Origin of the sequence: Pseudomonas sp. TH04 (assembly GCF_016651355.1) — a bacterium.
Lineage (GTDB): Bacteria > Pseudomonadota > Gammaproteobacteria > Pseudomonadales > Pseudomonadaceae > Aquipseudomonas > Aquipseudomonas fluorescens.
The window spans coordinates 4,533,787-4,548,079 of the sequence record NZ_JAEKEA010000001.1 but is presented as its reverse complement, the minus strand read 5'-3'; the positions used below and the strand labels follow the sequence as shown (position 1 = coordinate 4,548,079).

General features: G+C 59.7%; 10 protein-coding genes. 9 read left to right on the top strand and 1 reads right to left on the bottom strand.

Annotation, left to right across the window (positions count from 1 at the left end; all coding sequences use genetic code 11):
• Nucleotides 1–326 precede the first annotated feature (326 nt).
• The 9 genes from JFT85_RS20400 to JFT85_RS20360 all read left to right on the top strand — a co-directional run bounded on the left by JFT85_RS20400 (nucleotide 327) and on the right by JFT85_RS20360 (nucleotide 13,163).
• Nucleotides 327–1,730, top strand: a complete 1,404-nt coding sequence (locus JFT85_RS20400) for a polynucleotide adenylyltransferase PcnB (protein WP_053258061.1) — start codon at nucleotides 327–329, stop codon at nucleotides 1,728–1,730.
• Between the two features lie 2 nt (nucleotides 1,731–1,732).
• The gene (gene folK, locus JFT85_RS20395; RefSeq protein WP_073638283.1) at nucleotides 1,733–2,218 is read left to right on the top strand and encodes a 2-amino-4-hydroxy-6-hydroxymethyldihydropteridine diphosphokinase; all 486 of its coding nucleotides are present in this window, start codon (nucleotides 1,733–1,735) and stop codon (nucleotides 2,216–2,218) included.
• Nucleotides 2,219–2,586: 368 nt separating this feature from the next.
• Entirely contained in the window at nucleotides 2,587–3,387 is an 801-nt protein-coding gene (gene panB, locus JFT85_RS20390) for a 3-methyl-2-oxobutanoate hydroxymethyltransferase (RefSeq protein ID WP_069552492.1), read from the top strand.
• The gene (gene panC / locus JFT85_RS20385; RefSeq protein ID WP_073638284.1) at nucleotides 3,384–4,235 is read left to right on the top strand and encodes a pantoate--beta-alanine ligase; all 852 of its coding nucleotides are present in this window, start codon (nucleotides 3,384–3,386) and stop codon (nucleotides 4,233–4,235) included. The genes panB and panC overlap by 4 nt, the downstream gene beginning before the upstream one ends.
• Before the next feature lie 241 nt (nucleotides 4,236–4,476).
• Nucleotides 4,477–6,141, top strand: a complete 1,665-nt coding sequence (gene pgi / locus JFT85_RS20380; protein ID WP_069552494.1) for a glucose-6-phosphate isomerase — start codon at nucleotides 4,477–4,479, stop codon at nucleotides 6,139–6,141.
• Between the two features lie 105 nt (nucleotides 6,142–6,246).
• Complete coding sequence (gene acs, locus JFT85_RS20375) at nucleotides 6,247–8,184, top strand: acetate--CoA ligase (protein WP_078827334.1); 1,938 nt, start codon at nucleotides 6,247–6,249, stop codon at nucleotides 8,182–8,184.
• Between the two features lie 16 nt (nucleotides 8,185–8,200).
• Nucleotides 8,201–9,070, top strand: coding sequence for an oxygenase MpaB family protein (locus tag JFT85_RS20370; RefSeq protein ID WP_078827335.1), 870 nt, complete (start codon nucleotides 8,201–8,203; stop codon nucleotides 9,068–9,070).
• A 55-nt stretch (nucleotides 9,071–9,125) separates the two neighbouring features.
• The gene (locus tag JFT85_RS20365) at nucleotides 9,126–10,142 is read left to right on the top strand and encodes a class I SAM-dependent rRNA methyltransferase (RefSeq protein ID WP_069552497.1); all 1,017 of its coding nucleotides are present in this window, start codon (nucleotides 9,126–9,128) and stop codon (nucleotides 10,140–10,142) included.
• Nucleotides 10,143–10,229: 87 nt separating this feature from the next.
• Entirely contained in the window at nucleotides 10,230–13,163 is a 2,934-nt protein-coding gene (locus tag JFT85_RS20360; protein ID WP_053258069.1) for a DUF748 domain-containing protein, read from the top strand.
• Between the two features lie 286 nt (nucleotides 13,164–13,449).
• Here the strand turns inward: JFT85_RS20360 and JFT85_RS20355 are convergent, their stop codons facing one another.
• Nucleotides 13,450–14,070 (bottom strand): BON domain-containing protein, encoded by a 621-nt coding sequence (locus JFT85_RS20355; RefSeq protein WP_053258070.1) that lies wholly within the window; start codon nucleotides 14,068–14,070, stop codon nucleotides 13,450–13,452.
• Nucleotides 14,071–14,293: the final 223 nt, after the last annotated feature.

Here is a 14,293-nt window from a genome sequence, read left to right as displayed (position 1 = left end):
GATCAGCAACACAGCGACCAAAGCAATCCGTTTGCTCTTGACTCCCGATTGGGAGTGTCATGAAGGTAAAAATTCATGGCGAGGGCGATCAACAAAAACAAGAAGCCCGCAATCAATAATAAAAAAAGAGCACGCAACTACTTCTGGGGGAGCTTCGGCTCCCCTTGTAGTTTCTGCGATTTGGCACCCGCCAACCCTTCTTTTAAGCTTCTGGCGCAAGCCTTGCAGCTTGTTCCTACACCATCCCTCGACTAAATGCTAGAATCCCGGCCCATCATGCGGTCATTCTTCGTTATGGCCGAACATTCCTTCAAACAGTGCATCCCATGCTGAAGAAGTTGTTCCAGTCATTCCGTTCCCCCTTGCGTCGTACGCAACACATTCGCAGCACGCCTGAAGTGCTTAACAGCAATCAGCATTCATTGCAGCGCGCTCAATTCAGCCGTTATGCGGTGAACATCGTCGAACGTTTGCAGAACGCCGGCTACCAGGCTTACCTGGTGGGCGGGTGCGTGCGCGACATGTTGCTCAACATAACGCCCAAGGATTTCGACGTCGCCACCAGTGCCACGCCGGAGCAAGTGCGTGCCGAATTCCGCAACGCGCGAATCATCGGCCGCCGCTTCAAATTGGTGCACATCCACTTTGGTCGCGAAATCATCGAGGTCGCGACCTTCCGCGCAGGCCATCCGCAAAACGATGAAGAGGAAGACACTAACCAATCTTCCCGCAACGAAAGCGGACGCATCCTGCGCGACAACGTGTACGGCACCCTGGAAGAAGATGCGCAACGCCGCGACTTCACCATCAATGCGCTGTATTACGACCCGGTCAGCGAGCGCATTCTGGATTACGCCAATGGCGTACACGACATTCGCAACAACCTGATCCGCTTGATCGGCGACCCGACGCAGCGCTACCAGGAAGACCCGGTACGCATGCTGCGCGCCGTACGGTTTGCCGCCAAGCTGAACTTCGGCATCGAAAAACACACCGCCGCGCCGATTCGCGAGCTGGCGCCGATGTTGCGTGAGATTCCGTCGGCACGTCTGTTTGAAGAAGTGCTCAAGCTGTTCCTGTCGGGCTATGCCGCCGACACGTTTGAAATGCTCGTCGACCTGCAGTTGTTCGATCCGTTGTTCCCGGCGAGCGCCGAGGCTCTGGAATACAACCCGACGTACACCCACACCCTGATCAGCGAAGCGTTGATCAACACCGACCTGCGCATCAAGCAGAACAAACCGGTGACCCCGGCGTTCCTGTTTGCCGCCTTGTTATGGCCGGCCCTGCCCAAACGCGTCCTGCGCCTGCAAGACCGTGGCATGCCGCCGATCCCGGCCATGCAGGAAGCCGCGCACGAACTGATTGCCGAGCAGTGCCAGCGCATCGCGATTCCAAAACGCTTCACCATGCCGATCCGCGAGATCTGGGACATGCAGGAACGCCTGCCGCGCCGCAGCGGCAAACGCGCCGATCTGCTGCTGGACAATCCGCGGTTCCGCGCCGGCTACGACTTCCTGTTGCTGCGCGAAAGCGCGGGGGAGCAGACCGACGGCCTGGGCGAATGGTGGACTGACTACCAGGATGCCAATGACAGCCAGCGTCGCGACATGATTCGTGACCTCGGCAGCAAAGGCGATGGCGCCGGCGAAGGCCCGAAGAAGCGTCGCCGCAGTGGTGGCAAGCGCAAACGCAGCGCCGTCGATGCATCGGGCGCCACAGGCGAATAAACGTGGACCGAATCTACATCGGCATGGGCAGCAATCTCGCGGCCCCGGACCAACAATTGCGCAGCGCCGTAGAGGCGTTAGCGTTATTGCCAGGCACCAGCGTCGCCGGCGTATCGGCGTTTTACCAAAGTGACTCTCTGCTCCCGGGCCAACCGCGCTACACCAATGCGGTCGCCGCCCTGGACAGCCGCCTCGCGCCCTTGGAGATGCTCGATGCGTTGCAAGCCATCGAAAACGACCAGGGCCGCGAGCGCCTTGAGCGCTGGGGCCCACGCACCCTGGATCTGGATATCCTGTTGTTCGGCGATCGCCTGATCGATGAACCGCGCCTCAAGGTCCCCCACTACCAGATGCACCTGCGGGCGTTCGTGTTGTACCCGCTGGCCGAACTGGCCCCCACCCACCTGCAACTGCCAAACGGCCAAACGCTCAGCGAACTGCTGGCAGCCTGCCCGTTCGTCGGCCTGGAACGCCTCCCGACTGCTTGATGCGATCCCTGTGGGAGCAGCTGGCTTGCCCGCGATCGCATCAACGCGGTGTGACGGATGTGCCGAGTCGTCTGCAGCGCCGGCAAGCCAGCGCCCACACTTGATCGCCGGCGTGACGCCAAGCGGCGTTCAACCTGCTGAATCGCGTCAGTAACAGCGGTAACACCGCACTCGTAACAATGCGGTAACACATCCAATTGACTTCCCGTGTCCTCATCACGACTATAGGCGTCCCGCTGCCGCCGACCCGGCGCTAAAGGGCGCAATCCAGGCCTTATAAGCACTGCTCTCAAGACAGTGCGCCTGTATAAACGAAGACTCACGCGCGTTACTCGCTGTTTCCAAGCGCCTGAACGAGGACCCTTTTCATGCCAGACATTACCCTGACCACCTTGCAGAGCCTGAAGCTCAAAGGTGAAAAAATCACCATGCTGACCTGCTACGACGCCACCTTCGCCCAGGCCTGCTGCCAGGCCGGCGTCGAGGTGCTACTGGTGGGTGACTCCCTGGGCATGGTTCTTCAAGGGAATGACAGTACCCTGCCCGTCACCACCGATGAACTCGCCTACCACACCGCCAGCGTGAAACGCGGTAACGACGGCGCCTTCATCATCGCCGACCTGCCGTTCATGAGTTACGCCACGGTCGAGCAGACCTTTCAAAACGCCGGCAAACTGATGCAAGCCGGTGCGCACATGATCAAAGTGGAAGGCGCCGTATGGCTCGCCGAGTCGATCCGACTGCTGGCTGAGCGCGGCGTACCCGTGTGTGTGCACATGGGCCTGACCCCGCAGTCGGTCAACCTGCTTGGCGGCTATAAAGTACAAGGTCGCAATGAAGCCCAGGCGCGCCAGATGCGTGCGGACGCCATCGCCCTGGAACAAGCAGGTGCGGCGATGATTCTGCTGGAGTGCGTGCCGAGCGAACTGGCGGCGGAAATCACCCAGGCCGTCAAAGTGCCGGTGATCGGCATTGGCGCAGGTTCCGCCACCGACGGCCAGGTGCTGGTGATGCACGACATGCTCGGCCTGTCGTTGACCGGCCGTGCGCCGAAGTTCGTGAAAAACTTTATGGCCGGCCAGGACAGCATCCAGGCAGCATTGAGCGCTTACGTGGACGAAGTCAAAGCCGTTTCTTTCCCAGGCGTCGAACACGGATTCTCTGCATGAACACCGTTAAAACAGTACGAGAGCTGCGCGCCGCCGTCGCTCACGCGCGCAGTGCCGGCAAGCGCATTGGCTTTGTGCCCACCATGGGTAACCTGCACAGCGGCCACGCCACTCTGGTGACCAAGGCCGCGCAGCAATCGGACTTCGTGGTGGCGAGCATTTTCGTCAACCCGCTGCAGTTCGGTGCCGGCGAAGACCTGGACAAATACCCGCGCACACTGGCTGCCGACCAGGAAAAGCTGCTGCAAGCCGGTTGCAACCTGCTGTTCGCGCCGACCGTCGAAGAAATGTACCCCGGCGGCATGACCGGCCAGACCCGCGTGAGTGTCCCGCAGCTGTCCGAAGGCCTCTGCGGCGCCAGTCGCCCAGGGCATTTCGAAGGTGTGGCCACGGTGGTCAGCAAACTGTTCAACATGGTCCAGCCGGACATGGCCGTGTTTGGCCAGAAGGATTACCAGCAACTGGCGGTTATTCGCGCCATGGTCCATGACCTGAACATGCCGATCCAGATCATCGGCGAGCCAACCGTACGTGCCGCCGACGGCCTCGCGCTGTCATCGCGCAACGGTTACCTCACCGAAGAACAGCGCGCCATCGCGCCCGTGCTGTACCGCAGCCTCAGCCAGATCGCTGCCGCCATCAAGGGCGGTGACCACGATTTCGCCAAGCTGCGCGCCGAGCAGATCCAGCACATCGAAGCGGCCGGTTTGCGCATGGATTACCTGGAAGTGCGCCAAGGCGTGCACCTGCGTGCGGCCACGCCTGAAGACCGTGATGTCGTGATCCTGGTAGCCGCGTATTTGGGCGCTACGCGCCTGATCGATAACTTGCACTTGAATCTGGCCTGACCAACCCGGCCTTTCCCCCTGAAAAACCGCTAAACAGTTGCCCTCCCTGCTGTGCCGGTATAAAAAAGTACCGGCTACAGCGCAGACAAAGCCAAGACATATCGACACGCTAGGTTTAATGTAATCGCCCTGCGCCATAGTTGGCGCTGACCGGAGCTCAACGCCTGATGAAAGACTGGACGTTCCGGATTTAGAAGTGTCCTAAAGGCAAGTCCCCGTAATAAAAAGGAAACCCGCAGCGATGGCGTACTACCGCACTCCTCATGACGTTACCGCTCTGCCCGCTTGGCAAGCGCTCAACCAACACCGCCTCGCCATGCAGGATTTCAGCATGCGCGAAGCGTTTGATGCCGATCCCCAGCGCTTTTCCCAATTCACCTTGAGCAGCTGCGGGCTGTTCCTCGATTACTCGAAAAACCTGATCACCAGCGAAACCCGTGACCTGCTGGTGGCCCTGGCCAAGGAAGTCGACCTTAAAGGCGCGATCGAAGCGCTGTATGCCGGCGAACCGGTTAACTCCTCCGAAGGCCGCCCGGCCCTGCACACCGCCCTGCGCCGCCCAGTCGGCGACAAGCTGTCGGTCAATGGCGTGAACATCATGCCGGATGTGCACAAGGTGCTGAACCAGATTACCGACCTCGTCGGCCGTATCCACGATGGCCTGTGGCGTGGCTACACCGAAAAGCCGATCACTGACGTGGTGAACATCGGTATCGGTGGCTCGTTCCTGGGCCCGGAGCTGGTCTCCGAGGCGCTGCTGTCCTACGCCCACAAAGGCGTGCGTTGCCATTACCTGGCAAACATCGACGGCAGTGAGTTCCACGAACTGACCCAGAAGCTGCGCGCCGAGACCACGCTGTTTATCGTCTCGTCGAAGTCCTTCAACACCCTGGAAACCCTGAAAAACGCCCAGGCGGCACGCGCCTGGTACCTGGCCCAGGGCGGTTCCGAAGCCGAGCTGTACCGCCACTTCATCGCCGTATCGAGCAACAACGCGGCGGCGGTCGCTTTCGGTATCCGCGAAGAAAACATTTTCCCGATGTGGGACTGGGTCGGTGGCCGTTACTCGCTGTGGTCCGCCATTGGCTTGCCAATTGCCCTGGCCATTGGCATGTCCAACTTCAAGGAACTGCTGTCTGGTGCCTACACCATGGACCAGCATTTCCAGAATGCTCCGTTCGAAGCCAACATGCCGGTGCTGCTGGGTCTGCTGGGCGTGTGGTACGGCAACTTCTGGGGTGCGCAGAGCCACGCGATCCTGCCGTACGACCACTACCTGCGTAACATCACCAAGCACTTGCAACAGCTGGACATGGAATCCAACGGCAAGAGCGTGCGCCAGGACGGCACGCCAGTGTCCACCGACACCGGCCCGGTTATCTGGGGCGGCGTCGGTTGCAACGGTCAGCACGCTTACCACCAGTTGCTGCACCAAGGGACCCAACTGATTCCGGCCGACTTTATCGTGCCGATCGTCAGCTTCAACCCAGTGTCCGACCACCACCAGTGGCTGTTCGCCAACTGCCTGTCGCAAAGCCAGGCATTGATGCTCGGCAAGACACGCAGTGAAGCCGAAGCCGAACTGCGCGAGAAGGGCATTGCGGAAGATGAAGTGCAGAAGCTGGCCCCGCACAAGGTGATCCCGGGCAACCGCCCGAGCAACACCCTCGTGGTCGAACGCATCAGCCCGCGTCGCCTCGGCGCACTGGTGGCCATGTATGAACACAAAGTGTTCGTGCAGAGCGTGATCTGGGGCATCAACGCCTTCGACCAATGGGGCGTGGAGCTGGGCAAAGAGCTGGGCAAAGGCGTGTACAACCGTCTGACCGGCGCCGAAGAAACCTCGGCCGAGGATGCTTCGACCCAAGGCCTGATCAACTACTTCCGCGGTCGTCACCGCGGCTGATCCAGGTATCGCGAGGCCAACGTCCGTTTGGACGTTGGCCTTGAACCCTCCCCTCAGTGCGTGCATCTTTATGACTTGTCCCGAAAACAAGAATAAGGACCGCTCATGTTCGATATCAGCACATTCCCCACCGCCGATGCCGTGCGCCGGGCGGCGCAGCTTAATCAAGAAGACTACCAACGCCTCTATCGCCAATCGATCGAGCAACCCGAGATCTTCTGGGCCGAACAGGCCAAGCGCTTTCTCCACTGGATGACCCCGTGGCATACCGTTCAACACTCGGACATCAACACCGGCGCAGCCCAATGGTTTGCCGGCGGCCAACTGAACGTCAGCTACAACTGCATCGACCGTCACCTGGCGCAACGCGCTGACCAGCCAGCGTTCATCTGGGAAGGCGACGATCCTGCAACGTCTTCCAAAATCACCTACCGCCAACTCCACCAAAACGTCAGCCGCTTGGCCAATGTGCTGAAAAGTCGTGGCGTGAAGAAAGGCGACCGGGTGTGCATCTACATGCCGATGATCCCGGAAGCCGCCTACGCAATGCTCGCCTGCACACGCATTGGCGCCGTGCATTCGGTGGTGTTTGGCGGGTTCTCGCCGGACGCCTTGCGCGATCGCATTCTCGATGCCGACTGCCGCACGGTCATCACCGCTGACGAAGGTGTACGCGGTGGCAAGCCGGTGGCCTTGAAAAAAAATGTCGACAAGGCCCTGGCCAGTTGCCCGAACGTCAGCACGGTAGTCGTGGTGGAGCGCACCGGTGCGGACATTACCTGGGTAAAAGACCGCGACCTCAAGTATCAACAGGCCCTCGAGGCCGCCAGCGACGACTGCCCGCCGGAGCCAATGGACGCCGAAGACCCGTTGTTCATCCTCTACACCTCCGGCAGCACCGGCAAACCCAAGGGCGTGTTGCACACCACGGGCGGCTACCTGCTGCAAGCCGCGATGACCTTCAAGTACGTGCTGGATTATCGCGACGGCGAAGTATTCTGGTGCACCGCCGATGTAGGCTGGGTCACCGGCCACAGCTATATCGTCTACGGCCCGCTGGCCAATGGCGCCACTTCGCTGATATTCGAAGGCGTGCCGAGCTACCCGAGCAGCTCGCGTTTCTGGCAGGTGATCGACAAGCACAACGTCAATATCTTCTACACCGCGCCCACCGCACTGCGCGCCCTGATGCGTGAGGGCCACGGCCCACTGGAGAGCACCTCGCGCGCCAGCCTGCGCCTGTTGGGCAGCGTCGGCGAGCCGATAAACCCGGAAGCCTGGGACTGGTATTTCAACGCCGTGGGCGAGCAGCGTTGCCCGATCGTCGACACCTGGTGGCAGACCGAAACCGGCGGCATCATGCTCAGCCCGCTGGTCAGCGCCCAACGGATCAAACCGGGTTGCGCAACCCAGCCGATGTTTGGCGTACAGCCTGTGTTGCTCGACGAACAAGGCAAGGAATTGAGCGGCGCCGGCAGTGGCGTACTTGCCATCAAAGCCAGCTGGCCTGGGCAAATCCGCAGCATCTACGGCGACCCGCAGCGCATGATCGACACCTATTTCAAACCCTACCCCGGCTACTACTTCACCGGCGACGGCGCACGGCGCGATGAGGACGGTGACTACTGGATCACCGGGCGCATCGATGATGTTATTAACGTGTCCGGCCACCGTATCGGCACCGCCGAAGTGGAAAGCGCGCTGGTGCTGCATGACCAAGTGGCCGAAGCCGCCGTGGTCGGCTACCCCCACGACGTTAAAGGCCAAGGGATTTACGCCTTTGTCACCCCCATGAATGGGGTCGAACCCAACGACGCGCTGAAAAAGCACCTGCTTGATTTGGTCAGCCAGGAAATCGGCAGCTTTGCCAAGCCGGACCTGATCCAATGGGCACCCGCCTTGCCGAAAACCCGTTCCGGCAAGATCATGCGACGGATTTTGCGCAAAATTGCCTGCAACGAACTGGACAGCCTCGGCGACACCTCAACCCTGGCTGACCCCAGTGTCGTAGACGGTCTGATCGACAAACGCCTGAATCGATAGGAACCCCCGCGTCGCCATGGAATTTATCCGCAGCCGCATCGAAACCCAGCTGATGAGCCTCACCGGTCTTTCATTGGGCCAGTTGGACCTGGAAAACCCCAAGGGCGACCCAGGCCTGTTCGGACCGGACTCGGTCAGCTGGCAAGTCCATGGCGACTTCAGCAGCATGCTCATCGGCGGCATCAGCGCGTTGATGCTGCAAGCCTTGCACCCGCTGGCCCTGGCCGGTGTGTGGGACCACTCCAACTTTCGCCAGGACATGCTCGGACGCTTGCGGCGGACCTCACAGTTTATTTCCGGCACCACGTTCGGTTCGCGCAAGGACGCCGAATGGCTGATTGAGAAAGTGCGCACCATCCACCTGCAAGTGGTCGGGCACGCTCCGGACGGCCGAGCCTATGCGGCCAGCGACCCAGAGCTGCTGACCTGGGTGCATGTGGCGGAAGTCAGCAACTTCCTCGCGGCGCACCTGCGTTATCGAAACCCGCACCTCAGCGGGCGGGATCAGGATCGCTACTACAGCGAAATCGCTTTGGTCGCCGAAAGGCTTGGCGCGCGACATGTTCCGCGCTCACGGCAGGAAATTTCGGATTATCTGGCGCGCATTCGTCCGCAATTGCTGTGCGACGAGCGTAGCCGCGAAGTGCTGCGCCTATTGGTCAATGCACCCGCCCCCAGCACATTGGCCAAACCCTTTGGCAGTTTGATGATGCAAGCAGGGATCGACCTGCTGCCGGACTGGGCCAGCACGATGCTCGAACAACACCAGAGCCCGCTGCAACGCCAGATGATCCGCGCCGGGGTCAAGCGCAGCGCGCCGTTGCTGCGTTGGGCGATGCGCAATGGTTCGGTACAACGCGCCCATCGGCGGATGGGGTTGATGTAGGCCAGCGCCTATAGCTGTTAAACTCCGCGCCCCCATTTACAGCAAGGCGCGCTCCATGACTCCCTTGAATCAGGCGCTGCGCGCCGCCCTCGACCACCGCCAAGACCTGATCAACGAGCTGCATGCCCAGGGCACCGACTGCTACCGGCTGTTCCATGGCAGCCAGGAAGGCGCCGGTGGCCTGACCATCGACCGTTATGGCCCGCAACTGCTGGTGCAAAGCTTCCATCAGTCCCTGCACACCGAGGAACTGCTGGACCTGTACCAACAGGTCAATCAGTTCATGGGCCTGGAATTGCAGCTGGTGTACAACGACCGTTCCCGTGGCAACTCGCGAATCGACCGCGAAGACACGGTATACCGCGCCGAACCCGCAGCCCTGGAAGACAAGGTCGGTCACGAATGGGGACTCAATTACCGTGTACGTGGGCGCCACGCCGGGCAGGACCCGTTGCTGTTCCTGGATTTGCGCAACACCCGTGGTTGGGTCAAGCACCACAGCGCCGGCAAAAGCGTACTCAACCTGTTCGCCTACACCTGTGGCGTAGGCTTGAGCGCGGCAGCCGGTGGCGCACGCGAGGTGTGCAACCTGGACTTCGCCGAGGGCAACCTGGCGGTCGGTCGCGAAAACGGCTTGCTCAACCCGCACTTGCCGACCATGGACTTTGTGCAGTCCGACTACTTCCCGGCAATTCGCCAACTGGCGGGTTTGCCGATCACCCAGCGGCGTGGCCAAAAGCTGCCGAGCTATCCGCGCCTTGAGCAACGCCAATATGACCTGGTACTGCTCGACCCTCCGGCCTGGGCCAAGAGCGCATTCGGCACCGTTGACCTGTTGCGCGACTACCAGAGCCTGCTCAAACCCGCGTTGCTGACGACCGCCGACAATGGCGTGCTGATCTGCTGCAACAACCTCGCAAAAGTCGGCATGGATGACTGGCGTGAACAAGTGCTGCGTTGCGCCGAAAAAGCCGGCCGCCCGGTACGCGACTGGCAAATCATCACGCCGGGGACGGACTTCCCGTCCCAGGACCAGCAGCCGCCCCTGAAAACACTGATGCTGCAGCTGTAAGACTTGTCTCAATAGACCCGCTTCTTCGGAACCGAAATCCCGTGCCATACTCCAAGGCACTCTCGTTCGACATAGATGGCGTCACCCATGCCCAAAGGATTGATTCGCGCCATAGGCGCCTTGTTGACTGCCCTTGCTCTGTACAGCTTGCTGGGCTTTTTGATTCTGCCGGGCATCGCCCTTCGTGTAGCCAACCAGCAACTGGCCAATTACGCCACGGTGCCGGCGCGGATCGAACGTATCGAGCTCAATCCGTTCAGCCTGGAGCTGACACTGTGGGGCTTGAAGATCGGCGAACCCGGCAAGGAACAGGTGGGTTTCGAGCGTCTTTACGCCAACCTGCAGATCGACAGTCTCTGGACGCGCGCCCTGCACCTGGCAGACGTACAACTGGACCAGCCCAAGACCGAACTGCTGTTCGATAAGTCCGGCCAACTGAATCTGGCGCAACTGTTCAAGCTGCCGCCGAGTGAGCCGACGCCGGCCGACCCGAATGCCAAACCTTTCCCGCTGCGTATCGACAGCATCAAGCTGGCCGGCGGTTATGTGCACTTCAAGGATCTGCGCCCGAGCGAGCCGATTGAGTTCCTCTACAACAAACTCGACTTCGAGCTGAAAAACCTCAGCACCTTGCCGGAAGACAATGCCGACATGACGCTGGTGGCTGCCGGCCCTGAAGGCGGGCAAATCGACTGGAAAGGCAACTTCAGCCTGGTGCCGATCACTTCCGAAGGCACGCTGAAAGTCACCGACGGTAAAATGAAAGCCTGGTGGCCGTATGTACGAGATGCCCTGCCATTGGTGCTTGAGAACGGTGTGCTGAATTTCAGCACCCACTACAAGTTCAGCCTGGCCAAAGAAACCGAGCTGAACCTGACCAACACGTCCGCCAGCATCGCGCCCTTTGCCATCAAGGCACCGGATGGCCGGCCATTGGTGCGACTGGAGCGCCTGGATGTCAGCGACACCACTGTCGACCTGGCCAAGCAGCAAGTGATTGTCGGCAAGATTCGCAGCAACAAGCTGGAAACCTGGGCGGCCCGCGAAGCCGACGGGCAACTGGATTGGCAAAAGCTGTTTGCCAGCCAACCGAGCAAACCGGCCAAGGCACCGGAACCCGCCACTGCGCCCGCCACTGCCGACTCGCCAAAAGCTGCACCGGCAGCCCCCAGCAAACCCTGGCAAGTGCTGCTCAAAGACGTGCAACTGCGTAACTATCAGGTACACCTGGCTGACCGTCAGGCCAAACCTGCGGTCGCCCTGGAGCTGGGCCCGTTGAATGTCGATGTGCAGAACTTCGACAGCCTCAACCAGAAGCCCTTTAACCTGAAAGTCGACACCGGGCTGGGCAAGCAAGGCAAGATCCAGGCGGTCGGCGAGGTCAACCTCAGCCCGGTCAGCGCCAAACTGAAAGTGAATACTCAGGATATCGACCTGCGGGTTGCCCAATCCTATATCAGCCCGTTTATTCGCCTGGAACTGCGCAGCGGCATGTTGGGCAGCAATCTGGATGTAAACCTGAAAAACACGGACCCACTGGCCTTTCAGGTCACCGGCAGTGCCCAGGTCGATCAATTACATACCCTGGACACCCTCAAGAACCGCGACTTCGTCAAATGGCAGCGCCTGATGCTGGAGGGCGTGAACTATCAGCACGGCGATAGCCTGTCGATCGACAAGGTCAACCTGCTGCAGCCTTACGCACGTTTCATGATCAACGATGACCGCACCACCAACATCGATGACTTGCTGATCCCGCAACCGGCCGACACTGGCAACAAGACGGCAGCCAAGCCGGCGGCCAGCAAAGAGAAGCCACTGGGCATTCACATTGGGCAGGTTGCAATCAATGACGGCTCGGCCAACTTCGCCGACTTCAGCCTCACGCCCAACTTTGCCACTGCCATTCAACAACTCAACGGGAAGATTGGCACCATTGACAGCCGCCAGGCCAAACCGGCGAGCGTCGACATCAACGGTAAGGTAGATCGCTACGCCCCGGTGACCATCAAGGGCAGCGTCAACCCATTTGACCCGATGGCGGCGCTGGATATCGCCACCAGCTTCAAACGCGTTGAACTCACGACATTGACGCCGTACTCCGGCAAGTTCGCGGGCTTTCGCATCCGCAAGGGGCGCCTCAACCTCGACCTGCACTATGTCATCACCAAAGGCCAATTGAAGGCCGAAAACAAGGTGGTGGTCGAACAGCTGCAATTGGGTGAGAAGGTCGACAGTGCCGATGCCGTGGACTTGCCGATTCGCCTGGCAATCGCCCTGCTCAAGGACTCTGACGGCAAGATCTCCATCGAACTGCCGGTAACTGGCGACCTGAATAACCCACAATTCAGCGTGATGCCGATTGTGTGGCAGACCCTGCGCAACCTGGTCGTACGCGCGGCAACGGCGCCGTTCAAGTTTATCGGCGGGCTGGTAAGCGGTGGCGGCTCGGAAGACCTGGGTAATGTGTCGTTCGCCGCCGGTTCCAGTGAGTTGAACAAAGACGCCGAAGGCGCCCTGAATACCCTGGCCAAGGCGCTGAAAGAGCGCCCTACCCTGCGCCTGGAAATCGAAGGCACGGCGGCTGCCAGCAGCGATGGGCCATTCCTGGCCGCAGAACGTCTGGAGCGTGAATACCAGTACAACTACTACAAGATCCTGCAGCGCCGTGGTGACAAGGTTCCAGCCCAGGCCTCGCTGCTGGTTGTACCGGAGAAAGAAAAAGCACCGTTGCTCGAAGGCATCTACCGTACTCGCCTGAAACAACAGCCACCGGCAGAATGGAAGGACCTGAGCAGCGATGATCGCACTGCGAAGCTCAAGGATGGCTTGATCAAGTTCTGGAGCGCCAGTGACGTGCTGCTGCGCCAGTTGGGCCAGGACCGGGCCAGCACCATCAAGGACTACTTGGTGGACAAGGGTAAACTGGAAGATGACCGGGTTTACTTCATTGACGCCAACCTGGGGCAGGCAGAGAAGGATGGTCGTGTGGTAACGCCGATGCATCTGGATGCCGAGTAACGCCTGAGCGACATCATCCGAATGTGGGAGCTGGCTTGCCTGCGATAGCATCACCTCGGTTCAACTGAACGACCGAGGTGCCTGCATCGCGGGCAAGCCAGCTCCCACGTTCATGTTTGTCGGGCTGGTTTTATTCCAGCCCACAATAGAACAGGCCCCGACACAAGTGCCGGGGCCTGTAATGACCACATCCGTGTGGTCGGTCGCATGAACTCAAGAGGTGCACCGGGTGGATATCTAGCTCACCCTGAGCCGCCGCCGCCCAGTTCAGACGAAAAGTTGAGCGTTACTCTGCTTTCAGGCCATCAGCCGATACAGCTTTAACGCCTTTGATTTGCTTGGCGATATTCACTGCGGTAGTTTTCTGAGCTTCAGTCACTGCGGCCGACGAAGACAGGGACACTACACCCTTATTGGTTTCGACTTTGATGTCGGTGCCAGGAATGCCTTTCTCGGTAACCAGGTCAGCTTTCACTTTGGTGGTGATCCAGGTGTCCGAGGTGGTCTCTTTTGCGCCAGCAGCGGCGCTTTTGGTTTTGTCGACGTTGTCTGCTTTGGTCGCGCCACCCGCCATCAGGCCGTCAGCGGACACGGCAGTAACGCCTTTGATTTTCTTGGTGATCGCTACAGCAGTGGCTTTCTGGGCATCAGAAATAGCGACTGTCGAGGACAGGGAAACCACACCTTTGTTGGTTTCTACCTTGATGTCCGAGCCAGGAATACCTTTTTCAGTCAGCAGATCGGCTTTGACTTTGGTGGTGATCCAAGTGTCCGAGGTGGACTCTTTGGCTTTGGTCATTTCGCCAGCGGCCAGGGTCATTGGCGCTTGGGAAGTCTGAGCAAAGGCCACGTTAGCACCCATGGCCAGGGTCAGAGCGGTAGCAGTAGCGAGAGCGAACTTCTTCATACGAGTAACTCCTGTTTTATTGAAAGTCTGCAGTGTGTGAACGTTGATGCTGCAGCGTTAACAGGGTTATTGCAGGCACTGTGCCAAGTCCTGCAACCGGATATTTTCCTTATAAAACAATAACTTAAAAAAACAGACGATTCGCGGAATCGTGCAAGTTGCATGAAACTGATCGTGCCTGCGTGCAAGTTGCGGCTTTTTTGAATTAACTAAGCGACTGATT